The following is a 22,606-nucleotide window of genomic DNA, read 5'->3' on the forward strand; positions in this document are numbered from 1 at the left end:
TACTCAGGCGGACCGACGCCGTCGCTTGGCTTGCGGCAGCATCTGGCTCAGGGAGGTTCCTTCGCTGTCCAGGCGAACGAGAGCTTCGAGAGCCGCATTGGCGAGTTCCATGCGCTTGTCCTCCCAGGACAGTAGGTGGTCAAGGCGCCACCGATCGGGGTGCGTCATCACGGGCGGCGGGATGAGGTCGCGGTCCTTGAGGTTCTGGTAGCCTTTCGTCTTGCCCCACCCGTAGCGCGCCATCACGTCGCGCGCGTGGAGGAACACGTGCCGCGGATCGACGCCGGGGTCGAGGCTTCGAACATTTCGGTCATCAATGCGGCTCATGATCCACCTCGAGCGGGTCCTGTGGCTCTTGATCCGGGTCGCCCTGGTTGTAACTCGGCGTGGTGGGCACCGGGCCGACCGGGGTGGCGCCAGTGATGACGTCGACCCCGCTTCGCAGTTCGAGGATGGCCTGATAGCAGACAGCCCATCCGGGATCCTCTGTCGGGTACTTCAACTCGCGGATGAGGTCGCTCAGATGGCCGAGTACGGCGGCACAGAGCGTCGGGTCGGCGACGACAACCTCAACGCAGTACGACGGGTTGGCTCTACAGAACTTTCGCAGGACGTCCTTGGATGTGTACGTCGTCCGGCGGTCGCGCTGCGCCTTGCCGGCAAGCTCACGTTCTAGCTCGAAAGACAGGACGGGAGCCGCGTGGTGTGGCGATGGAGCTGACAGGTCGTCGGCGGACTTGGCCGAGGCCCGTTCGCGCTCGATCCAAGGGTCGACGTCGTGCCGCTCCTCGTAGGCGGCCTGCTTGCACGAGTCGCTGCAGTAGGTACGTGGTCGGCCGCGCTTGCGCTGCTTGAGGGGTGAGTCGCAGACCGGGCATCGACGTGCCGCCTGTGTCGCTGGGTTGTCCATGGCGAGTCCTTTCCGGTGGTCGATGGCAGCACCGAAGCCCGGGGCGCTCACCAGTTCGCTCACCAAACCGCTCACCAAGCGCACTTGGGCGGTCACGATTTGGTAACGGCCGCTCACCAGTCGGCCTCCGGCGTTGATTCCGCCGGTCCGGTCCGCAGCGGTGGTTGTTGCGAGGCTCGCGGCGGTGCTAGAGATCGGCGGGGGTCATCCGGGATCGCCGCCTGGCTTCGATCGCGCGACGCACCCAGCGGCGTGCCGCCTCGATCCGCAGGCTGTGTGCTGCAGGTCCTCCGAATCGCCAAGGAGGGCGTCCAATCGGCCGTCGAGGTCGGCGAGTCCGGTGTCGCGATCGGCGACGTGGAATCGCACGAATCGCGGGATTCGCCGTTGCCCGTAATCGACGAGCTCGGCGCGTGCGATTCCCAGACACGGCAACACCAGGGCGCAGCCAGGCGAGGCGATGCCTTCCAGCGCGGCGATCAGAGACACGGCTACCGCGAACGCGCGATCACGCATCGCGCGGTCGGTCAGGTCATCGCGCACGGGATCATTCTCAGGTGCTCGTGCTTAACGCCCAACTGTGGCCACGCGGGGACGCGACCGGATCGGAGATGCTCGGGCGCATCGCGATCGGGCAGGTTGCCCGCAGCACCGGCGGCGACTACGCGGACTACGTCGTCGTCCGCCTCGACACCGACGGCCGAGCGTCGAAGGCGTCGATGCTTGGACGCCGGAGCGTGATGGCGAGCTGGCGTGACCTGCTCTGGGCAGCGCTCGACGGCGAGGGCGCCGAGCCTGTTGCGATCGACGACCCAAAGGTCGTCAAGATCATCGCTAAGGTGCGCGCCGGCGTCTCTGTGCCGATGAGCCTCGATCGGCGTTTACCGGCCGTGCGCGCTGACAACACCGCCAATTCGTCATGCACCTCATGCACTGACGGAACGGTTGGCCGATCACGGTTGTCCGGAGCGTGCCTGACCTGGGTATCAACCGCGACCCGTCCCGCTTGGCGGACTAGGCTCTCCGAGCCGATGTCGAGAGTCGTCGCCGCGGTCGTTCAGCCTCGGTCTTGAATACTATGCGCTGACCGCGCCGGACCCTCTCGGCGTACTTCGTCAGGTGGCGTGCGGAGATGCTCCCGCCGTCCCGCTCGAACAGGGCGACGATGGTTCGCTTGGTGACGTCCAGGTCATGACCCTCGTCGGGGACGAGCCGATCCGGGTCCTGTCTTCTGCGATGTTCTTCACGGCTGGCGCGATGGCCGCCTTCAGAGCCGCCTCGTTGATCTTGAACTTCAGATCACTCTCCGTGTGGTTGATTTTGCTAGATCACTATGCAAACATAACAAACATGACAGACACTGCGACCGTCCCCTCAACCCTCCAGGCGATCCGTGCTGCGCTCGACCTGACTCAGGCTGAGCTGGCCGAGCGCCTCGGTGTCTCGTTCGCCACGGTCAACAGGTGGGAGGGCGGAGCGAACAAGCCACAGAGGGCCCAACTGGCCAAGATCACTGCACTGGCCGAAGAGGCCGGCGTCGACCTCGGCGATGCTCCGGTCGTCGGCGGCGCGGTTGTGACCCGTCGTCGTGGCCGTCAGGCCAAGTCGGCGACGCCGACCACCAAGCCGATGGAGCAGATGCTCTGGGACGCGGCCTGCTCGATCCGTGGCGAGAGGGATGCGCCGAAGTTCAGGGACTACCTGCTCCCGCTGCTGTTCCTGAAGCGCCTATCCGACGTTTTCGATGACGAGATCGACCGCCTCGCCGAGGAGTACGGCGACCGCGAGGTTGCGATCGAGATCGCCGACAACGATCACAGTCTCCTCCGCTTCTACCTCCCGCCCGAAGCTCGGTGGGCAGTCATCAGCGGCCGGGCCCAATATGACTGGCCAGACGACGAGCGTGGTCGCTCGACCCGCCCCCGCGACGTCGGCGAGCACCTGACCAAGGCGGTGCGTGCAGTCGTCCGCTACAACCCGACCTTGGCTGGCGTCATCGACGTCGTCGACTTCGCGGCCGAGCGCAACGGCGAGCGAGACATCAACCCCGGCAAACTCAACGGTGTCGTCGAGACCTTCTCGGACCCGCGCTACCGCCTCGGCCTCGCTGATGTGCAACCCGACTTCCTCGGTCGCGCATACGAGTACCTCCTCCGCAAGTTCGCCGAGGGTTCCGGCCAGAGCGCCGGCGAGTTCTTCACGCCGACCGAGGTGGGCTTCCTCATGGCCCGGATCTTGCGCCCGAAGCCCGGCCAGGCGTGCCACGACTACGCCTGTGGATCGGCCGGCCTTCTCATCAAACTCCAACTCGTTGCCAACGAGCTTGATCCGACCGCGAAGGTTCCCCTGAAGCTCTACGGGCAGGAACTTCAGGCCGAGAGCTACGCGGTCGCGCGGATGAACGCGATCATCCACGACATGGACATCGACCTCCGGCGTGGCGACACCATGATCAATCCGAAGTTCCGTACCCCGTCTGGCTCACTCGACCAGTTCGACCTCGTTGTCGCCAATCCGATGTGGAACCAGCCCTTTGGGGCCAGCATCTTCGAGGACGACCCGTACGACCGCTTCATCAGGCATGGCGGAGCGACTTCGGGCAAGGGTGACTGGGCGTGGGTCCAGCACACGTCGACAGTCCTCAAGGACGGAGGGCGTGCCGCCGTGGTTCTCGACACCGGCGCTGTCACCCGCGGCTCCGGCTCCAGGAACCAGGACAAGGAACGCAACATCCGCAAGTGGTTCGTCGACCAGGACCTCATCGAGGGCGTCATCCTCATGCCGGACAACCTGTTCTACAACACCATGGCCGCGGGCGTGATCGTGGTGCTCAACAAGCGCAAGCCCGAGTCCAAGAAGGGCCAGATCACGCTCGTCAATGCCAGCAAGCGCTTCACGAAGGGCAAGCCCAAGAATCACCTCGCTGAAGAGGACGTCGCCGATCTCGCGAGGCTCTTCAACACGGGCGAGCCTGTAGAGGGCGAGGTCGCAGTAATCGACCTCCAGCAGGCCGCAGATGCGGACTACAACCTCAGCCCGAGTCGCTGGATTCAGCAGGCAAGTGCTCTGGATCACCGCACCGTCCCGGAGCTGCTGAGCGAACTTGTCGAGTTGGACAGCGCTGCGCGACAGATCGATGAGGCGCTCGCGAACATGCTGGTGAAGCTGTGAGCGCGACCGACTGGGCGACGAAGCCCTTGGGGGAACTCTTCGCGGTAGGTGCAGGCAAGACCATGTCGGCGGCAGCGCGAGCCGGCGAGAACAAGGTGCCGTTCCTTCGTACTTCGAATGTTCTGTGGGACGAGATCGATGTTGCCGTCGTCGATCAGATGGCGATTCCTGAGCGCGAGTTGATCGAGAAGAGTTTGAAGGTTGGGGACCTGCTCGTGTGCGAGGGGGGCGAAATCGGTCGTGCTGCCGTCTGGGAAGGCGGGCAGGAACCCATGTCCTTCCAGAATCACCTGCACCGTCTCCGCCCGAAGGTCGATGACGTCGATCCCCGATTCTACGTCTACTTTCTCCAGGCGGCCTTCACGCAGTTGGGCATTTTCGGGGGCGCCGGCAACAAGACCACGATTCCCAACCTGTCCTCGGGCCGCCTCAAGGCCTTGGACGTCCCGCACCCGCCGCTCCCTGAGCAGGTCGCAATCGCCGACGCTCTGCGGCACGTCCAGAGGGCGCGACGACTCAACGCGCGGCTGATCGCGACAACCGAACAGTTGAAGACCGCGGCTATGCGCCAGTTGTTCTCGCGGGGGCTGCGGGGGGAGTCGCAGAAGGAGACCGAAGTCGGGCCGATCCCCGGGAGCTGGGAGCTTGTCGAACTCGGCGAGGTCCGCGAGTTCCTCCAGTACGGAACATCGGTCCACTGCACCTTGGACCCCAAGGAATACCCAGTCCTCAGAATTCCGAACATCGAACCGGGTCGTGTGAACGACTCCGAGCTCAAGTACTGCGACCTCCCTGAGGCGCAGGCGAAGAAGTACCTGCTTGAGAACGGCGACCTGTTGTTCATTCGGACGAATGGCGTCATCGACCGCCTCGGCTCCTGTGCGGTCTACGCCGGCGCTCCGGAGTCTGCACTGTTCGCGTCCTACCTGATCCGCGCACGGCTGAAGGCTAGAGCGCTACCGAAGTTTGTCGCGTACTTCTATGGTTCGACGCTCGGGACGTCACTGGTCGCGGGGCGAGCGACGCCGGCCTCGGACGGCAAGTACAACCTCAACACCGGAACGATCGACGCGCTGCCACTTCCGCTGCCGTCGACACTTGAGGAGCAGCAGGAGATCGTGGACGTGCTCGACGCCCTCGATCGCAAGATCGACTTGCATCGTCGCAAGCGCGAGGTACTCGACCAGCTCTTCAAGTCGCTGTTGCACAAGGTGATGACCGGCGAGGTCTCGGTCGACGACCTCGACCTGAGTGCGCTGCCGACGTTCGAAGGGAGCGCTGCATGACCCAGATCAAGATCTCCGAGGCCAAGTCGGTGCAGTTCCCGATGGTGAAGCACGCCTCGGCTGTCGGTTGGGAGCAGCTCACGCCCGAGGAAGCCGAGGGCATGCGGCGCGGCCGGGCGAACATGCTGTTTCCCGAGGTGCTGGAGGACAAGCTGCGCGAGTTCAACTCCTGGTTGACCGAGGATCAGGCCCGTGCGATCGTCGAGAGTATCGAGGCGCTCCCGGCCACGATCGAGGGCAATCGCGAAGTGTTGCGGTGGCTGCGCGGAGAGCGACAGTGGCGCGACGAGAATGAGCAGCGGCAGCGACCAGTGCAGGTCGTCGCCTACGCCTTCCCAGACCGGAACGCGCTGCAGGTCACCTGGGAGTGGAAGATCGAGCCGCCGGCACGCGCCAAGGGCAACCGCGCCGATGTCATGTTCGTCGTCAATGGCATCCCGGTGACCATCGTCGAGCACAAGAACCCGAAGGATCGCGACGCCCTGACGAAGGCGGTTACCCAGCTTCGGCGCTACGAGAAGGAGACGCCCGAGCTTGTCACCCAGGCACAACTCCACAACGAGACGCACCTGATCGACTACTGGTACGGCGTCACTTGGAACGTCAATCGCCGCATGCTCTTCAAGTGGAAGCACACCAGCGATGAGTCCTACCGCGACGCGGTGCAGGCGTTCTTCGAGCCACGCGACTTCCTGCGCACGCTTCGCGAGTGGGTGCTTTTCTACGTCGAGGACGGCGAGACGCGGAAGTCCGTCCTCCGCGAGCACCAGCGGGGGGCTGTCGACGCCGTTGTCGAACGCTGCGCCGACTCCTCGAGGAACCGTGGGTTGATCTGGCACACCCAGGGCTCGGGCAAGACCTTCACTTTGCTGACCGCAGCCCAGTTGATCCTGAGTCAGAAGGACCGCTTCAAGAACGCGACCGTCGTCCTTGTCGTCGACCGCACTGAGTTGGAGGGTCAGCTGAAGGAGTGGGTTGACAGGCTCCTTGGTGAGATGCAGGCGAACGACATCCCGGTCCGGCGTGCCAACAGCCGGGATGACCTCCAGGACATCTTCGATTCAGACTTCCGAGGGCTCGTGGTCTCGATGATCCACAAGTTCGAGACGATCCGGAAGGACAGCTCTGACCGGGACAACATCTTCGTCTTCATCGACGAAGCTCACCGATCGGTCGCTGCCGACCTCGGCTCCTACCTGATGGCCGCTGTGCCGAACTCCACGATCATCGGCTTCACCGGGACGCCAGTTGGAGGGTCGCAGGGCGGTGGGGCCGGGTCGTTCCAGATCTTCGGAGCACAAGATGAGCAGGGCTATCTGCACAAGTACTCGATCATCGAGTCAATCGAGGACGAGACGACGTTGCCGATCAAGTACAGGCTTGCTCCGTCGACGATGTCGATGGAGCCCGAGGACCTTGACGAGCAGTTCTACGCCCTCGCTGATGACGAGGACGTCACCGACATCGAGGAACTCAACAAGGTGCTCCAGCGCGCCGTCGGCCTGCGCACCTTTCTCGGAGCTGACGCCCGTGTGAAGCAGGTGGCCGAGTTCGTTGCCAACCACTTCAAGGAGAACGTCGATCCGCTCGGATACAAGGCGTTCCTAGTCGCTGTCGACCGGGAAACATGCGCCAAGTACAAGCGCGCGCTCGACGAGCTGCTGCCGACCGAATGGTCCGAGGTCGTCTACAGCAAGAATGCTAACGACGTCGTCGAGCGGCCGGATGTCCACGATCTCCAGCTCTCGGATGACCGGGAGAAAGAGGTGCGCCGCCAGTTCAAGAAGGCTGACCAGCATCCAAAGATCCTGATTGTCACCGACAAGCTGCTGACCGGATATGACGCGCCGGTGCTGTACTCGATGTACCTCGACAAGCCGATGCGCGACCACGTGCTGCTCCAGGCGCTCGCGCGCGTGAACCGCCCCTACGTCGACAGCGAGGGAGTCCAGAAGAAGGTCGGCTTGGTGGTGGACTTCGTCGGCATCCTCAAAGAGCTCCATAAGGCGTTGCGCTTCGACTCATCCGACGTCGAGGGCGCGCTCGAAGACCTCGACGTGCTGCTGGCCGATCTGCTCGTCAAGATCGACGCGGCCTCGACCGAGTACCTCCAGGTCGAGGGCGGTCAGGGAGCCGACGAGCAATTGGAGAGCCTCGTATACGGCAAGTTCCTGACGGAGGACGCTCGGAAGGAATTCTTCGACGCGTACCGCGACATCGAGGCACTGTGGGAGATCCTGTCGCCGTCGGCAGAGCTGCGCGATCACATCGCAACATACAAGCGGCTCTCCGTGCTGTACGCCGCTGTGCGAAACGCATACTCCGACGCGGGCGGCTTCACCGCGGACCTTGAGCACAAGACCAAGCGGTTGATCGCGGAGAGCGCGACCCAGGAAGGTCTCGGGCGCTTTACCAAAGTTGCCACCTTCGACGTGCAGACACTCGAGGCCATCAGCGAGGACGACGGACCACCGGAGGAAAAGGTCTACAACCTCCTGCGTGGACTGCGGCAGGAGATGGAGGACAACACCGCCGCGGCTGTCGCGCTCCAGAGCATCAAGGAGAAGGCGGATCGCGTCATCGAGAACCTCGAAGAGCGCAGGGTCAACGGGCTCGCTGCTCTCGACGAACTGAGGGCAATCGCCGAGGAGAAGGATCGGTTGCGTGAGTTCGCAAAGCAGGCTGGGCTGTCTGATCGTGCCTTCGGCATCTACGCGGCACTGATCAAGGAGCCGGCGCTGGAGGGCTTGAAGGTGGACATCCAGTGGATCGCGACAAACATCGATGTTGCGGTCGACCAGCTCCCGCACTGGAAGCTGAATGCCGACGAGCGTCGGCGTCTTCGAAGCGGCCTCTACAAGCCGCTGCTGGACAACAAGGTACCCGCGAAGGCGTGCAACGAGATTATCGAGAACGTCATGAACGTGCTGGAAAAGGTCTGATGGCACGCCCCAAGATGAGCCTGACCGCTGACCAGGTACTCACCCGCAAGGCGATGGCCTGGGCGGCGAAGATCCGCGTGAACCCCACCCGAGTCGTGATCGCTGAGCTGGAGAACAAGTGGGGTTCCTGCGCCCCTGACGGCGTGGTCACTCTGGCTGGAGATCTCGTCGACATGCCCGAGGAGTTCCAGGACTACGTCGTCGCCCACGAGTTGCTCCACCTGCGCTACCGCTCCCACGGCAAAGCGTTCAGGGCCATGATGACCGCCCTCGTGCCCGACTGGCGGGAGTTGGAGGCATCAAGTCCCGTACGGGAGGTGCGCAAGTGAGTGAAGCGGGGAACGTCGAGGGGCGTTCCGACGGGCATCTGATCAAGGTGCTTGAGGTGCTCGATGGGGGCGAGGCGTTCCTCGGCCGTACATCGAACGGCGGCACTGCCCGATTCTCGCTGGGACAGCTGGCCGATATTCGTCGGGGATCTGTTGTCTTCGTGAGCGAGGACAGTTGGGAGGTAGTTCCTGCCAGTGCCTGGCCCGAGATTCCCGAGGTGGCAATTATCCGGAAGATTCTCGACGACGGACTACTGATCGAGTACGGGGCTGGGATTCGGTTCGTCCCCGGTCATCCGTCTGTCGAGGTCGCCGTCGGAAACACGGTCCAGTTCAGCGAGGTCGACGGCGTGCTCCGGGTACTTGAACCGGGTCCGGTCCGGTACAGGGATGAGGGCGTCGGAGACGACAGCATTGACGAGTACCTCGTCACTTCCGGCGCCGATGGTCCGACATTCGCCTCGTTCGCCGGCTACCACGACGTTCGGCAGCGCGCAGTTGAGTTGATCGAGACCCAATTGAAGAACCGCGAGCGTTTGTCGGCTCTGGGTGCCCGGCCTGTGAAGGGCATCATCTTCACCGGTCCTCCTGGGACCGGAAAGACGCACCTCGCACGGGTCATCGCACACGAGTCCGGAGCCTCGTTCTACCTGATCAGCGGGCCGTCCATCGTCAGCAAGTGGGTCGGCGACAGCGAGGAGGCGATTCGCCGGATCTTCCGGTCTGCAGCGAAGAAGGAGAGCGCGATCATCTTCTTCGACGAGATCGACAGCATCGCCGAGCGCCGCACGGAGGAATCTCACGAGGCGTCCAGGCGACTCGTTGCGCAACTGCTGACGGAGCTCGACGGCTTCGATCAGAGCGGCTCGAATCTCATCGTCATCGCGGCCACGAACCGGATCGAGAGTGTTGACGAAGCGCTCCTTCGACCCGGCCGGTTCGACTGGGAAATCGCTTTCGGGATGCCGACCGCTGAAGATCGGCTAGAGATCCTGCAACTTGGCGCGGGCCAGATGAAGACCGAAGGGACGCTGCCGCTGGAGTCTGTGGCCGCCGCGAGCGACGGCTGGTCAGCGGCAGGACTTGCGTCGCTCTGGACGGAGGCTGCCCTCTTGGCAGCGGCCGATGGTCGCATGGCCATTGTTGATGAAGACGTCGCGCAGGCTTTCGAACGTGTCGCCCGGCGGCCGATGCGTGAGGCGAAGAGAGTCACGAGTGGCTCGTAATAGTTGGTGGCGTCGGCTCCGTGATCGATGGCGCGCGAAGCGCGCACGGAAGGTCGTCGAAAAGGGCCGCCCACTTCGCGAGTTTGTGTACCTGGACGAGGTCAGCCTCACGAGCCTGCTCGTGTCTCAGCGAGACACGATTCCGGAGCATGTAACGAGCGGCAGGTCCGTCTCCGAGCAAGCCGAAGTCTCGGCGAAGGCCTCGGTGGATGCAGTGGCTGCCAAGGCTGAGAGCGCGACCCGCTATCAAACCGCGAACTCCAGTTCGGTCGAGAGCTTACGCAAGGCGGTGGTCCAGACCTTGTTCAACGAGCTCCGCGACGATGCGTGCCTGCCGATGTCGCTACACGACGATGCGACCGGCCCTGTGGTTCTCGCATGCGACGGCTCGTCCCAGGATGGTGCCCTCCGCGGGTGGCGAGGGGATGGCCTGCTGCGGGGACAGCTGATCGAGCTGGAGGTCGTGCTCGAAGTTGACCCCGTGTTCAAGCTCGGGACGATGGTGTCGGAGTTTTCCGCAATGGCCGCCGAGTATCCGCAAATGGCGGGCCCCTCTGGGCTTGCCATGCTCGACGAGATCGAGCCGGTGAAGAAGGTCCTTGATCGTCTACTAGCGGGGCTGATTCCCATCAGGGCGAGGGCCTGCAATTACTCGGTGGCAACAATGAGCGGGCAGGACTATGTGGTCCGTTCCCGTGCGGCCGCCGAGCACGGGGTTCCAGTCCGTCCGCTCGAAGTCGTCGGTGTTACGGAACACATCGGCTACTGGAAGGACATCCGGCGAGTGCTCTTCTCGTCGGCCCAGTTCAAACTCCTGTGCCGCGTTGCGCGGCCTGGTCTCCACGAAACCTGGACCCCGGTCAAGGTCGCCCATCTGTTCGGCGACGTCGCGCCAACTTTGGTCCAGCAGATCGACGCACTGAGCAAGGCCGGCACGTCCGGGCTGCCCGGTCTTCCTGCTGGGCAGGTACACCTCGCCCTCCTGCGGGCTCTCGCAATCTACGCCGACGAGATTGCCCCGGCGGCCAATGATGCTATCCATTCCGCAGAGACCGTCGAGCTCATAGAGATCGCAGCGCGAGTCTCCAACGAGGCATCGCCCACCGCTCAGCGGCAGGCATTTGCTGAGGTTCGGGACCTCCTCGTTGAACGCAACCCTGGGCTCGCGCCCACGCCTGCGCAGGACCTTGATGCCCGTCGGAACGCCAGAGAGCACGCTGGCCTCCCTGTCATGCCAGGTGGTGCCGATGGTGCGACTGCGACAAGCACACACGACGACTCGCCGGGTGGCCGGGCGAACGCCGACGCGGCGAAGCTGATTGACGTCGAGGTCGTGGCCATCTACTGGTGATGAGACGATGTTCTCGCCGTCCCCTCCTGCTTCCGCAAGGCGTCAACGCTTTGTGAGCTTCGCAACCGAGTCGCGGAGGGCGTCTTCGCCGGTACGGACGTAACGGTTCAGGATTGTGGTGAGCTTGTCGCCGAGGTACTGGGCGACAACCTCCCAGGACTCCCCGAGCTCCTCGTGGAACCACTTGGTCGCGGCGTGGTGGCGGAGGTTGCGGTAGACGATTGTCTTGGGCCAGGCGTTGTCGGGGTCGTTGTCGTCAACCCACCTGCGGATGCGGTGCCAGCGCTCGTTGTGGAGCTCGGGCTTCACCGGGAGGCCGGTGACGGTGTCGACGAAGACCCATTGCTCGTCCTCGGGTGCGATTGGATAGTTCCACCAGGCGACGGTCTTGTCTGGTTCGCGCGCGGCAAGATGGGCGCGACGTTGACGCTCCTCCTCCTGGGCGTTCAATACGCGTTGCAGCGTTGCGTTGGCGGGGAGCCCGAGCAGGTCCTTCACCCGGGGGAGCAGCTCGTCCTGCATCACCGAGCGGGGGAGGGGGACCTCGTGGATGACGTGATTCTTCACAGGGCCGCGGAAGCCCGGTGAATGGCGCGGCGTGATCCAGCTGCCGTTGACCTGCACGTAGCCGTGCTCGAAGAAGACGTCGATCGCTCGGAGGCCGTTCTGCTCGCCGAGCCGGAGTCCGCCGAAGCCGGCGACGCGGATCTTGGTGTCGAAGAGCGGCAGCCGGGTCAGTAGCGGGTCCGTGCCCTCCGGCCCGCACAACTTGTCCGCGGCGTCGGCTATGGCCTTCACCTGGCGGGTCTCTGGTCGGAGACGCGGGTCGACGTACTGGGTCGTCGTCCCCTGGAACACGGCCGACCGCCCGATCTCAAGACCGTCGAGCGGGTCGAACCGGCGATCCAGCCACTCCAGGCGCCACGCCAGCTTGCGCATCGCCGCCAGGACGCCGCGCACGTCCTCGCGCCCTCGGGCGGAATGCACCGTCTTGGAGGCTCGATCGAGCACCTGCTGGCTGTGCTCGACTCGCCACTTCGCGACGGGCACGTGGCCGATCGCCGGAATGATATGCGCATTCACCCGGGACTCGCGACCCTGGATCGTGCGGGGCGCCTTGCCCCGGCGCTTGCTGTCGGCGATGTACTCCGCCGCGAGCGCTTCGATGGTGCGGGTCGCTCGCACCTTCGCGCTGGCCGGCGCTGCCTGCTCGTGGTCGAGTGCCTCCTCCGCCTGGGCGAAGATCTTCCTCGCCTCGGCCTCGGTGTTGGCCCGACGCAGAACTGGCTTCCAAGGCTCACCTTCACCGGCGGGGGCCTTGAACTTCACCTGGTAGCTCGTGCCGCCCGGCGGGGGAGCGTAGAGGCGGACACGCCACGGCCAGCCGGTGCCGTCGAGGCGGCGCTCCTTGCCCTGCGCAAGCAGGGTCGACTTCCTACGGGCTGCTGCCATCGCGACCGACCTCCTACGCTGGCGACGAGGAGCTACGAGAGAGTTCGTATCAACTGTTTGTATCATCGGGCCCATATTGATACAAGCATCACTGGATCGGAGCACTGCCCTGATGGCCAACCGACTCGCCTCGGCGACGAGCCCGTACCTGCTCCAGCACGCTCAGAATCCCGTGGACTGGTGTGAGTGGGGCGCCGACGCGTTCGCCGAGGCGCGGCGACGCGACGTACCCATCCTGCTCTCCGTCGGGTACGCCTCCTGCCACTGGTGCCACGTGATGGCCCACGAGTCCTTCGAGGACCCGGGCACGGCGACGTACATGAACGAGCACTTCGTCAACGTCAAGGTCGACCGCGAGGAGCGGCCCGACGTCGACGCGGTCTACATGAACGCCACCACCGCGATGACCGGGCAGGGCGGCTGGCCGATGACCGTCGTGCTCGACCACGACGGTGCGCCCTTCTTCGCCGGCACCTACTTCCCGGACCAGCCGCGGCACGGGCAGCCCGCCTTCGGTCAGGTCCTGAGCGCCCTCACCGAGGCGTGGACCGACCGTGGCGAGGACGTACGCCGCGCCGCGGCCCAGGTGCGCGAGCACCTGGACTCGGTCGGTGCCTTCCCGGCGAGCCCGGTCACGGCCGAGGTCATCGAGGGCGCGGTGGCGACGCTCGCCGACGAGTTCGACCCGATGGCCGGCGGCTTCGGGTCCGCGCCGAAGTTCCCGCCGAGCATGGTGCTGGAGTTCCTGCGGCGGGTCTCGACAGGCTCGACCACCGAGAGTCGGGCACGCCACATGCTCGACCGCACCGTGGCCGCGATGGCCCGGGGTGGCCTCTACGACCAGCTCGGAGGCGGCTTCGCCCGCTACTCCGTCGACCGCGGCTGGGTCGTGCCGCATTTCGAGAAGATGCTCTACGACAACGCCCAGCTGCTCGGGCTCTACGCCCGGCTCAGCCGCACCCGCGGCGACCTGGGCGACACGGTCGCGCGGGAGACCGCCGACTTCCTGCTGCGCGAGCTGGCCACGCCCGAGGGCGGCTTCGCCTCCGCGCTGGACGCCGACAGCGACGGCGCCGAGGGCACCTTCTACGTGTGGACCCCGCAGCAGCTGCGCGACGTGCTCGGCGAGGAGGACGGTGCCTGGGCAGCCGACGTCTTCGACGTCACCGACGCCGGCACCTTCGAGCACGGCAGCTCCACGCTCCAGCTGCGGCACCCGCCCGAGGACACGCAGCGGCTGGCCGACGTGCGTGCCCGCCTGCTCGCCGCCCGCGCCGAGCGCACCCGTCCCGCGCGCGACGACAAGGTCGTCGCCGCCTGGAACGGACTCGCCATCAGCGGCCTGGTCGACGCCGGGCTGCTGCTGGAGGAGCCGGCGTACGTCGACGCCGCGGTCGCCGCCGGGGAGTTGTTGGTCGAGGTGCACCTGGTCTCGACAGGCTCGACCAACGGGGGCGGCTCGACCAACGGGGCCGGCTCGACCGACGGGGGCGGCTCGACCAACGGGACGGCGCTGCGCCGGGTCTCCCGCGACGGCGTCGTCGGCGCCCACGCGGGCGTGCTGGAGGACCACGGCTGCGTGGCCGGCGGCTTCCTGTCCCTGGTGCAGGCGACGGGCGACCCGCGGTGGCTGCACCGGGCCACGGACCTGCTCGACCGTGCGCTCGACGGCTTCCGCGCCGACGACGGCGGGTTCCACGACACCCATGCCGATGCCGAGCGCCTCATCAGCCGGCCGCGCGACCCCGGCGACAACGCCTCGCCCAGCGGCACCAGCAGCATGATCCACGCGCTGTTGACCGCCCACGCGCTGACCGGCGAGGGGCGCTACCGCCAGGCGGCGGAGGAGGCGCTGGCGAGCATCGGCCGCCTGGCCGAGCGCGCCCCGCGCTTCGCCGGCTGGTCGCTCGCGGCCGCCGTGACCATGGTCGACGGGCCGCTCGAGGTGGCCGTGGTCGGCCCCGCCGGCGCCGCCCGCGATGCGCTCGCCCGCGGTGCCCGCCGGATCCCCGGCGCCGCGGTCGTGGTGGCCGAGGAGGGCAACGAGGACGTCCCCCTGCTCCGCGGCCGGACGGCGGTCGCGGGCGAGCCGGCGGCGTACGTCTGCCGCGGCTTCGTGTGCGAGCGGCCCGTCACCGACCCGGCCGACCTGCCGGGAGCGGGAGGGCGCTGAGGTGGACCTGCGCCCGCAGCCGGAGCAGCCCGATCGGTTCCACGACGCCGAGGACGGCCCCGGCAGCGAGCCGCGGATCGTGCTGCAACGCGAGCTCGACGCCGGTGTGGAGCGGTTCCGGATGCTGCGTCGGCTGGCCTACCGCGACGAGGAGTACGGCGAGATCGTGGTGCCGGACGACCTCGACACCTTCCGCACCGACCTCGCCTCGGTGCCGACGCTGTTCACCTGGCTCGTCCCGCGGTCGGGTCGACACCTGCCCGCAGCCCTGGTCCACGACGGCCTGGTCCACGACGCCCCGGGCTCGCCGCCCCACTACGTGTCGGTCGAGGGCCACGTCATCGACCGGGTGGGCGCCGACCGGGTCTTCCGGTCCGCGATGCGCGACTCCGGCACCCGCGTGGTGCGGCGCTGGCTGGTCTGGTCCGCGGTGACCCTGGCCACCATCTGGGGCGGCTCGGCGACCTGGACGCCCGCCCGCCACTGGCGCTACCGCCTCGCGATGGTGGGCTCGCTGCTGGTGGTGGCCGTGCTCGGCGTCCTGGCGACGCTCGACCTGTTCGACCGCGGTGTGGCGCTGCCGTGGATGGGGGAGGCGGCCTGGTGGGTCGAGCTCGCCGGGGGCGCCGCCGGTGCCGTCGTGGTCCCGCTCCTGCTGTGCCTGGCGTGGGGCCGCTTCGCGGTCGCGGGTGCGGTCACGGGCGTGGCGCTGGCGCTGCTGCTCCACGTGACGGTCGTGCTCGCGCTGCTGCTGGTGGCCTACCGCGCCGCGGAGTGGCTCGCCGTACGCCGCCCGCTGGCGCTGGTGGTCACCGCGGGTGTCGTGGTGGCCGCGGCCGCGGTGCTCGTGGTCGCCCTCTTCTGGACCTGAACGAGCCGCTCAGCGCAGCGAGTACGTCGCGAGCGAGACGCCGACGTAGTGCGCGGCGAACGCGAGGATCGTGAAGGAGTGGAACACCTCGTGGAAGCCGAACCACCGCGGGGAGGGGTCGGGCCACTTCAGGCCGTAGACCAGGCCGCCGAAGGTGTAGAGCGCGCCGCCGACGCAGATCAGCACGAACACGGCGACGCCGATGCCGACGCCGAGGGCCAGGGCGCCGTCGAGGAACTGCGGGATGAAGAACACCGCCGCCCAGCCGAGCGCGATGTAGATCGGTGCGGACAGGCCCCGCGGGTGGTGGGGCCACAGCACCTTCAGTGCAATGCCGCTCAGGGCGCCGCCCCACACGACCGAGAGCAGCGTGATGCGCTCCCAGCCGTCCAGCAGGATCAGGCTGAAGGGCGTGTAGGACCCGGCGATCAGCAGGAAGATGTTGGAGTGGTCGAAGCGCTTGAGGAACAACCAGACCCGCGGTGACCACGTGCCGCGGTGGTAGATCGCGGAGACCCCGAAGAGCAGCATCGCCGAGACGGCGTACAGCGTGGAGCCGATGCGGGTCGTCGCGGTCGGGGAGAGGGCGATGAGCACGATGCCGGCGGCGAGCACCAGTGGCGTGGTGCCCAGGTGCAGCCAGCCGCGCAGCTTGGGCTTGACCTCCTCGTAGCGGTCGTGGAGGTGACCGACCTTCGCCCGCACGGCCTCGTTCGCGTGCTGCAGCGCCTGGTTCATGCCCCGGAGCCTACCGGGGGCGGCCCCGTGCGGACGGCGGTTGTCCCTTCCCGCGGATCGCATGCGAGGATAGGCAACCCTAAGTAAGTCGACCTGTTGCAGAGGACCCCATGACCACCACGCGACCGGCCCCCGAGGTCGAGCGGGCAGCGCCGCGTGCGGGCCGCTCCTTCGGCGCCTCGCTGGGACGCGTCGGCCTGGTCGCGGTCGTGCTGCTCGCCGCCCTCGTCGCAGTGTCGGTCGCCAGCCTGGCCTGGGGGGTGCGCGACATCGGGTTCGGCACCGTGGTCCGTGCGCTCGTCGCGCCGGAGGAGGGCAACCCCCTGCACTCGGTCGTGCGCGACCAGCGCCTGGTCCGCACGCTGATCGGGCTCGCCGCCGGCGCCGCGCTCGGGGTGTCGGGCGCCTTGCTGCAGGGCCTGACCCGCAACCCGATCGCCGATCCCGGACTGCTGGGCATCAACGCCGGTGCCTCCCTGGCGGTCATCGTGGCCATCGCCGTGTTCGGCATCGGCCAGCCCGCCGGCTTCGTCTGGTTCGCCTTCGCCGGCGCCGCGGCCGCCGCCGCCGTGGTGTACGGCGCCGCCTCGGTCGGGCGCGACGGTGCGACGCCGGTCAAGCTCGCCCTCATCGGGGCCGCGGTCACCGCCTCGTCCACCTCGGTCATCACCATGGTCCTCCTCACCGACTTCCAGGTGACGGCGGCGTACCGCTTCTGGCAGGTCGGTGCGCTGGTCAACCGACCCCCCGACACCCTGGTGACGGTGCTGCCCTTCATCGTGGTCGGGCTGCTGCTCGCCGCCGGCGCCGCACGTTTCCTCAACGCCATGGCGCTGGGGGAGGACATGGCGCGGGGCCTGGGGCAGCACGTCGGCCGCGGCCGCGCCCTCACCCTGGTCGCCGCGGTGCTCCTGGCCGGCGCGGCGACCAGCCTCGTCGGGCCGATCGCCTTCGTCGGGCTGATGGTGCCCCACGCCGCGCGAGCCATGGTCGGCCTGGACCACCGCCGGATGCTGCCGATCTCCGCGCTCCTCGGGCCGGTCGTGCTGCTCGCCGCCGACGTGCTGGGCCGGCTGGTGGTGCAGCCGAGCGAGCTCGAGGCCGGGCTGGTCGCTGCCGCGGTCGGCGCGCCGGTGCTGATCGTGCTCATCCGTCGCAAGGGAGGTGGGGGACTGTGACCGCCACCCTGGCCGGCGACGAGGTCGGCACCGACCGCCACGCCGCGGCGCTGGACGGCATCCGGCGTACCGAGCGGCGGCGCCGTACGCGCCGCCTGGTGGTGGCCGTGCTGCTGTTCGCCGTCACCGTCGGGTCGGTGGTCGTCGCGCTCAACTTCGGCGAGATCACCCTCGAGCCGGGGGAGGTGCTGGCGGTCGCGCTCGGCGGCGGCGAGGAGGTCTCGCGCCTGGTGCTGCTGGAGTTCCGGCTGCCGCGCATCCTGCTGGCGGCGTTGATCGGGATCGGCTTCGGCCTGTCCGGGGCCCTGTTCCAGAGCGTGCTGCGCAACCCGCTCGCCAGCCCCGACATCATCGGCATCTCCCAGGGCGCGACCGTCGGTGCCGTCACCGGCACGCTGGCGCTCGGCCTGACCTCGGGCATCGCCGTCCAGGCGCTGGCCTTCGTCGGCGCCCTCACCGTCGCCGCGCTCAACTTCCTCGTCGCGTGGCGGGGCGGGCTCACCGGCCAGCGCTTCGTGCTGTGCGGGATCGCGCTCGCCTTCGCGTGCACCAGCGCCATCGGGTACCTGCTGACCCGCACCGAGGTCCGCGACGCCCAGGCGGCCATCGCCTGGATGGCCGGCAGCGTCGGGTCGGCCGACTACGACGTCATCGCCCGGACGGCGATCGCGCTGGTCGTGCTCGTGCCGGCCGCCCTGTGGCTCGCCTCCCGGCTGGGCATGCTCGAGATGGGTGACGACGTCGCGTCGGCGCTCGGGGTCGCCGCGGTCCGCATCCGGATCGTGGCCATCGGCGTCGGCGTGCTGCTCGCCGCCGTGGCCACCGCCGCCGCGGGCCCGGTGCCCTTCATCGCGCTCACTGCCGCGCCGATCGCCCGGCGCCTGGTCGGCGACGGCCGGGTGGCGCTGTGGCACAGCGCGCTGGTCGGGGCGACCATCGCCGTCGTCGCCGACCTGGTGGCCCAGAACGCACTCGACGACGCCCAGGTGCCCGTCGGCGTGATCACCGGCCTCATCGGCGGGCCGTACCTGATCTGGGTGCTGTCCCTGTCCCAGCGAGCCCGGAGGGGCTGATGACCACCTCACTGACCGCGGAGAACCTCGTGCTCGGCTACGACCGGCACGACGTCGTGCACGACCTGACCCTCGCCGTCCCCACCGGACGCGTGACGGCCATCGTCGGTGCCAACGGCTGCGGCAAGTCCACGCTGCTCCGCGGGCTCTCCCGCCTGCTGCGTCCCCGTGCCGGCCGGGTCCTGCTGGGCGAGCAGGAGCTGCACCGGATGAGCCACGCCGCCGTCGCGCGACACGTGGGCCTGCTGCCGCAGCAGCCGATCGCGCCGGAGGGCATCACCGTCGCCGACCTCGTCTCCCGGGGTCGCTATCCGCACCAGGGCATGTTCAGTCGCTGGGTCGGCGAGGACGACGCGATCGTGGCCGACGCGATGACCCGGACCGGCATCAGTGACCTCGCCGAGCGTCGCATCGACGAGCTCTCCGGCGGGCAGCGCCAGCGCGTGTGGATCGCGATGGTGCTCGCCCAGCAGCCGGAGGTCCTGCTGCTCGACGAGCCGACGACGTACCTCGACGTGGCCCACCAGGTCGAGATCCTGGACCTGCTGCGCGAGGTCAACGGCGAGCGCGGCACGACCGTGGTGATGGTGCTGCACGAACTCAACCTCGCGGCGCGGTACGCCGACCACATGGTCGTGATGACCAACGGACGCATCCACGCCGAGGGCGCGCCGGGGGAGGTGCTGACCGAGGCCACCGTGCGCGATGCCTTCGGCCTGGATGCCGTCGTGGCGCCCGATCCGGTGACCGCGGGGCCGATGGTCGTCCCACGATGCGGCCCACCGTCCCGCGTGTATTAAGGTTAGGCTTACCAAAGGTCGCTCCGGCGACGAATCGACGAGAATGGGGATGCCGGTGTCCACTGCCCGCACCTACCGACGCCGTGCCACGCGCGTCGGAACCGCAACCATCCTGAGCACCGCACTGCTGGCCTTCGCCGCCTGCGGCAGCGACTCCGGTGGCGGCGACGACACCGCCGCCGACGGTGGCGGCGAGTTCAGCGAGGTCACCCTCGAGCACGCCTTCGGCGAGACGACCATCAGCGAGGAGCCCACCTCGGTCGTGACCCTGGGCTGGGGATCCTCCGAGGCCGCGATGGCCCTGGGCACCATCCCCAGCGCCATCGAGATCCAGGAGTACGGCGGCAACGAGGAGGGCGTCCTGCCCTGGGTCGAGGAGGAGCTGACCGCCCAGGACGCCGACACCCCGACCCTGCTGCCCTCGACCAACGCCGGCGACCCGGCGTACGAGGAGATCCTCGCCGAGACCCCGGACCTGATCCTCGCGCCGTACTCCGGCATCACCGAGGAGCAGTACGAGAAGCTGGCCAAGATCGCCCCGACCGTCGCCTACCCCGAGGTGCCGTGGTCCACGCCGTGGCGCGACGTCATCCGCATCACCGGCGAGGCGCTGGGCAAGGCCGACCAGGCCGAGGAGCTGGTCACCGAGATCGACGGGGACCTGGCCGAGCAGGCCGAGGCACACCCCGAGTTCGAGGGCGTCAGCATCGCCACGTTGGCCGGCGACACGACGCAGTTCTACACCTACACCCCGGCCGACCCGCGGGCCGCGTTCCTGGAGGACCTCGGCTTCACGACCGCGCCGAGCGTGGAGGAGTTCGCCGAGACCGGTGAGGAGGGTGCGTTCTTCATCGGGTTCTCCTTCGAGAAGGCCGACCAGCTCACCTCCGACGTGCTGCTGACCTACATGGACTCCGAGGAGAACCAGCAGACACTGGAGGGCTCCGCGCCGTACCAGTCCATGGAGCAGGTCCAGGAGGGCACCGTCGCCCAGGTCGTGGGCCAGTCCTACGTCTCCTCGGTCAGCCCGCCGAACGCACTCTCGCTCCAGTGGGGCCTGCCCCACCTGATCGAGCAGCTCGAGGGTGCGGTGGCGGACCTGTCCTGACCGGGTCACCCGCCGCACGCACCGGCGCCCGCCCCCGAGGGGAGCGGGCGCCGAGTGCGTGCGGGACGAGCCTCAGTGGGTGTGCGGGGGTACGCCGCCCTCGGACGGCTGCACGATGACGAAGCCGCGGCCGTTGAACGCGACCTGGAAGGCCTCGCCCGAGCCGCGACCCACCAGCGAGCCCGCGGTCATCGTGGACTTGATCGAGGTCTGCAGCTCGATCGACCACGCCACCAGCGCCTGGGCGTCGGCGAAGGTCGGCGCCTCACCCGCGTCGAGCACCACCGGGTCGCCCTCGGTGGTGATGGCCACCCACCCGGTGCCGCGCAGCGTGGTGTTGAACAGGCCGCCGGCGGCCATGCTGCCGCCCTTGACCCGCTCGATGTTCCAGTCCAGCGAGGCCGAGAACGCCAGCACGTTGTCGCCGTTGATCGAGATGCCGGAGTTGGCGAGCCGCAGGATGTGGACCCGCTTCTGCGTGTCGGCCAGGAACGCGTCGCCCTGTCCCTCGACCCGCATCAGCGACAGGCCCTCACCGGTGAACGCCTTCTTCAGGAACTTCCCGGCACCGCCGCCCTGGTAGTTGAACGTGACCGGCCCCTGGTAGGCGACCATCGCGCCCTGGCGCGCCATGAACGGCTCGGCGAGGCGGACGCGCAGCATCTTGTCGTTCTGCAGCATCGGACCCGGGGCCGAGCTGGTCGTCTCCCCGTAGCGACCGTCGATCAGGTCCCCGGAGATGCCGCCCGCACTCGCCGTCGGCTGGTGCCCGGCCGTGACCGGCGCGGCCGCAGCAGCCGCCTCGGCCACCGGCGTCTCGGTCGCCTCGTGCGCGGTCGCGGTGTCCTCGGCGACCGGAGCGGTCGCGGTGTCCTCGGCCACCTGCTCCCCGCCGTACCTCGCGGCGTACGCCGGATCGCCGCCGTGCGGGTCGTGCCCGTAGGAGACCTCCTGGGCAGCACCGGTGTCCGGGCCGGGGGCGTCGAGCGGGTCGGTCGCCTGGACGCCTGCGTCGGCGACGTGCTCGGTCCACTGGTTGCCGTCCCAGTAGCGCAGCTCGTGCTTGCCGGTCGGGTCCGGGTGCCAGTCGGCTGGGATCATCGGGAACTACCTCTCTGGGTGTCTAGGGCCTTCCGGATGGGTGCCGGGCTCATCGTGTCAGGCTCACCCAACGCCGCGGAAGCACCTCGCGCACCCGGTGTCCTAACCTTGGGCCCGTGGCGGACTGGAAGCGCGGACTGCGGCGGGTGCTCTATCCGGCCTACGAGGCCCGGATGGTGCGTCGGCTGCCCGACAACCTCCCGCAACACGTCGGCGTGATGCTCGACGGCAACCGCCGGTGGGCCCGCGCCGTGGGCCGCGACACCGCCCACGGCCACCGCGCCGGTGCGGCGAACATCGAACCCTTCCTGGGCTGGTGCGAGGAGATCGGCATCGAGGTGGTCACGCTGTGGCTGCTCTCCACCGACAACGTCAACCGGTCCCTCCACGAGCTCGAGCCGCTGCTGGAGATCATCGCCGACGTCGTCGACTCGCTCGCCGACGCGGGGCGCTGGCGACTGCACCTGGTCGGTGCGCTCGACCTCCTCCCGGCCGCGACGGCCGAGCGGCTCAAGCTCGCGGCCGCCCGCACCGAGGAGGTCGACGGACTCCTGGTCAACGTCGCCGTCGGGTACGGCGGCCGGCGCGAGATCGCCGACGCCGTCCGCTCGCTGCTCACCGAGCACGCGGAGAAGGGCACCACCCTGGAGGAGCTGGCCCAGCTCATCGACGTCGAGCACATCGCCGAGCACCTCTACACCAAGGGACAGCCCGACCCGGACCTGGTCATCCGCACCTCCGGCGAGCAGCGCCTCGGCGGGTTCCTGCTGTGGCAGAGCGCGAAGTCGGAGTTCTACTTCTGCGAGGCCTACTGGCCCGAGTTCCGGCGCGTGGACTTCCTCCGCGCCATCCGCGCCTACGCCCACCGCGAACGCCGCTTCGGCACCTGAGGGCGCG

At 68.0% G+C, this 22,606-nt stretch carries 20 protein-coding genes; 14 read left to right on the forward strand and 6 right to left on the reverse strand.

Features of this window, described 5'->3' with window-relative positions; translation table 11 throughout:
- Positions 1–3: 3 nt before the first annotated feature.
- The 3 genes from KUV85_RS00395 to KUV85_RS00405 all read right to left on the reverse strand — a co-directional run bounded on the left by KUV85_RS00395 (position 4) and on the right by KUV85_RS00405 (position 1,453).
- The gene (locus tag KUV85_RS00395; protein ID WP_219961247.1) at positions 4–327 is read right to left on the reverse strand and encodes a hypothetical protein; all 324 of its coding nucleotides are present in this window, start codon (positions 325–327) and stop codon (positions 4–6) included.
- Positions 314–1,027, reverse strand: a complete 714-nt coding sequence (locus KUV85_RS00400; protein WP_219961248.1) for a hypothetical protein — start codon at positions 1,025–1,027, stop codon at positions 314–316. Before KUV85_RS00400 ends, KUV85_RS00395 begins: the two co-directional genes overlap by 14 nt.
- Positions 1,028–1,114: 87 nt before the next feature.
- Positions 1,115–1,453, reverse strand: a complete 339-nt coding sequence (locus KUV85_RS00405; RefSeq protein WP_219961249.1) for a hypothetical protein — start codon at positions 1,451–1,453, stop codon at positions 1,115–1,117.
- A gap of 68 nt (positions 1,454–1,521) precedes the next feature.
- Here KUV85_RS00405 and KUV85_RS00410 point away from each other — a divergent pair, with 68 nt between their 5' ends.
- The 7 genes from KUV85_RS00410 to KUV85_RS00440 all read left to right on the forward strand — a co-directional run bounded on the left by KUV85_RS00410 (position 1,522) and on the right by KUV85_RS00440 (position 11,215).
- Positions 1,522–1,983: a hypothetical protein gene (locus KUV85_RS00410; RefSeq protein ID WP_219961250.1), complete on the forward strand. Its 462-nt coding sequence runs from the start codon at positions 1,522–1,524 to the stop codon at positions 1,981–1,983.
- Between the two features lie 118 nt (positions 1,984–2,101).
- Positions 2,102–4,081, forward strand: coding sequence for an N-6 DNA methylase (locus KUV85_RS00415; RefSeq protein ID WP_219961251.1), 1,980 nt, complete (start codon positions 2,102–2,104; stop codon positions 4,079–4,081).
- A complete protein-coding gene (locus KUV85_RS00420) occupies positions 4,078–5,367 on the forward strand; it encodes a restriction endonuclease subunit S (protein WP_219961252.1) in 1,290 nt (429 codons plus the stop codon). Before KUV85_RS00415 ends, KUV85_RS00420 begins: the two co-directional genes overlap by 4 nt.
- The gene (locus KUV85_RS00425; protein WP_219961253.1) at positions 5,364–8,309 is read left to right on the forward strand and encodes a type I restriction endonuclease subunit R; all 2,946 of its coding nucleotides are present in this window, start codon (positions 5,364–5,366) and stop codon (positions 8,307–8,309) included. Before KUV85_RS00420 ends, KUV85_RS00425 begins: the two co-directional genes overlap by 4 nt.
- Positions 8,309–8,638: a M48 family metallopeptidase gene (locus KUV85_RS00430; protein WP_237690170.1), complete on the forward strand. Its 330-nt coding sequence runs from the start codon at positions 8,309–8,311 to the stop codon at positions 8,636–8,638. Before KUV85_RS00425 ends, KUV85_RS00430 begins: the two co-directional genes overlap by 1 nt.
- Positions 8,635–9,864 (forward strand): ATP-binding protein, encoded by a 1,230-nt coding sequence (locus KUV85_RS00435; protein ID WP_219961255.1) that lies wholly within the window; start codon positions 8,635–8,637, stop codon positions 9,862–9,864. Before KUV85_RS00430 ends, KUV85_RS00435 begins: the two co-directional genes overlap by 4 nt.
- Positions 9,865–9,949: 85 nt before the next feature.
- On the forward strand, positions 9,950–11,215 hold the full coding sequence (locus KUV85_RS00440) for a DUF6414 family protein (RefSeq protein WP_219961256.1): 1,266 nt from the start codon (positions 9,950–9,952) through the stop codon (positions 11,213–11,215).
- Between the two features lie 42 nt (positions 11,216–11,257).
- Here KUV85_RS00440 and KUV85_RS00445 read toward each other — a convergent pair whose 3' ends face one another.
- A complete protein-coding gene (locus tag KUV85_RS00445; protein ID WP_219961257.1) occupies positions 11,258–12,667 on the reverse strand; it encodes a site-specific integrase in 1,410 nt (469 codons plus the stop codon).
- A gap of 112 nt (positions 12,668–12,779) precedes the next feature.
- Here KUV85_RS00445 and KUV85_RS00450 point away from each other — a divergent pair, with 112 nt between their 5' ends.
- Positions 12,780–14,840 (forward strand): thioredoxin domain-containing protein, encoded by a 2,061-nt coding sequence (locus KUV85_RS00450; RefSeq protein ID WP_219961258.1) that lies wholly within the window; start codon positions 12,780–12,782, stop codon positions 14,838–14,840.
- A gap of 1 nt (position 14,841) precedes the next feature.
- Complete coding sequence (locus tag KUV85_RS00455) at positions 14,842–15,711, forward strand: DUF1353 domain-containing protein (protein ID WP_219961259.1); 870 nt, start codon at positions 14,842–14,844, stop codon at positions 15,709–15,711.
- Positions 15,712–15,720: 9 nt separating this feature from the next.
- Here KUV85_RS00455 and trhA read toward each other — a convergent pair whose 3' ends face one another.
- The gene (trhA, locus tag KUV85_RS00460) at positions 15,721–16,449 is read right to left on the reverse strand and encodes a PAQR family membrane homeostasis protein TrhA (protein WP_219961260.1); all 729 of its coding nucleotides are present in this window, start codon (positions 16,447–16,449) and stop codon (positions 15,721–15,723) included.
- Between the two features lie 110 nt (positions 16,450–16,559).
- Here trhA and KUV85_RS00465 point away from each other — a divergent pair, with 110 nt between their 5' ends.
- The 4 genes from KUV85_RS00465 to KUV85_RS00480 are packed head-to-tail and all read left to right on the forward strand — an operon-like array spanning position 16,560 to position 20,608.
- Positions 16,560–17,627 (forward strand): FecCD family ABC transporter permease, encoded by a 1,068-nt coding sequence (locus KUV85_RS00465; RefSeq protein WP_219961261.1) that lies wholly within the window; start codon positions 16,560–16,562, stop codon positions 17,625–17,627.
- Positions 17,624–18,700, forward strand: a complete 1,077-nt coding sequence (locus tag KUV85_RS00470; RefSeq protein WP_219961262.1) for a FecCD family ABC transporter permease — start codon at positions 17,624–17,626, stop codon at positions 18,698–18,700. Before KUV85_RS00465 ends, KUV85_RS00470 begins: the two co-directional genes overlap by 4 nt.
- The gene (locus KUV85_RS00475; protein WP_219961263.1) at positions 18,700–19,500 is read left to right on the forward strand and encodes an ABC transporter ATP-binding protein; all 801 of its coding nucleotides are present in this window, start codon (positions 18,700–18,702) and stop codon (positions 19,498–19,500) included. The genes KUV85_RS00470 and KUV85_RS00475 overlap by 1 nt, the downstream gene beginning before the upstream one ends.
- A gap of 49 nt (positions 19,501–19,549) precedes the next feature.
- On the forward strand, positions 19,550–20,608 hold the full coding sequence (locus KUV85_RS00480) for an iron-siderophore ABC transporter substrate-binding protein (protein WP_219961264.1): 1,059 nt from the start codon (positions 19,550–19,552) through the stop codon (positions 20,606–20,608).
- Between the two features lie 72 nt (positions 20,609–20,680).
- On the opposite strand, the gene KUV85_RS00485 is transcribed toward KUV85_RS00480, so the two are convergent.
- Complete coding sequence (locus KUV85_RS00485) at positions 20,681–21,709, reverse strand: AIM24 family protein (protein ID WP_219962827.1); 1,029 nt, start codon at positions 21,707–21,709, stop codon at positions 20,681–20,683.
- A 116-nt stretch (positions 21,710–21,825) separates the two neighbouring features.
- On the opposite strand from KUV85_RS00485, the gene KUV85_RS00490 reads away from it, so the two are divergent.
- Positions 21,826–22,599, forward strand: coding sequence for an isoprenyl transferase (locus KUV85_RS00490; RefSeq protein ID WP_273543995.1), 774 nt, complete (start codon positions 21,826–21,828; stop codon positions 22,597–22,599).
- Positions 22,600–22,606 lie beyond the last annotated feature (7 nt).

Source organism: Nocardioides panacisoli (assembly GCF_019448235.1).
Lineage (GTDB): Bacteria > Actinomycetota > Actinomycetes > Propionibacteriales > Nocardioidaceae > Nocardioides > Nocardioides panacisoli_A.

Bases quoted from the DNA above. Each gene is read 5' to 3' on its own strand.
- KUV85_RS00395 (WP_219961247.1), bottom strand. From the start codon at position 327: ATGAGCCGCATTGATGACCGAAATGTTCGAAGCCTCGACCCCGGCGTC.
- KUV85_RS00410 (WP_219961250.1), top strand. From the start codon at position 1,522: ATGCTCGGGCGCATCGCGATCGGGCAGGTTGCCCGCAGCACCGGCGGC.
- KUV85_RS00415 (WP_219961251.1), top strand. From the start codon at position 2,102: ATGACCCTCGTCGGGGACGAGCCGATCCGGGTCCTGTCTTCTGCGATG.
- KUV85_RS00425 (WP_219961253.1), top strand. From the start codon at position 5,364: ATGACCCAGATCAAGATCTCCGAGGCCAAGTCGGTGCAGTTCCCGATG.
- KUV85_RS00430 (WP_237690170.1), top strand. From the start codon at position 8,309: ATGGCACGCCCCAAGATGAGCCTGACCGCTGACCAGGTACTCACCCGC.
- KUV85_RS00445 (WP_219961257.1), bottom strand. From the start codon at position 12,667: ATGGCAGCAGCCCGTAGGAAGTCGACCCTGCTTGCGCAGGGCAAGGAG.
- KUV85_RS00450 (WP_219961258.1), top strand. From the start codon at position 12,780: ATGGCCAACCGACTCGCCTCGGCGACGAGCCCGTACCTGCTCCAGCAC.
- trhA (WP_219961260.1), bottom strand. From the start codon at position 16,449: ATGAACCAGGCGCTGCAGCACGCGAACGAGGCCGTGCGGGCGAAGGTC.
- KUV85_RS00465 (WP_219961261.1), top strand. From the start codon at position 16,560: ATGACCACCACGCGACCGGCCCCCGAGGTCGAGCGGGCAGCGCCGCGT.
- KUV85_RS00475 (WP_219961263.1), top strand. From the start codon at position 18,700: ATGACCACCTCACTGACCGCGGAGAACCTCGTGCTCGGCTACGACCGG.
- KUV85_RS00480 (WP_219961264.1), top strand. From the start codon at position 19,550: ATGCCGGTGTCCACTGCCCGCACCTACCGACGCCGTGCCACGCGCGTC.
- KUV85_RS00485 (WP_219962827.1), bottom strand. From the start codon at position 21,709: ATGATCCCAGCCGACTGGCACCCGGACCCGACCGGCAAGCACGAGCTG.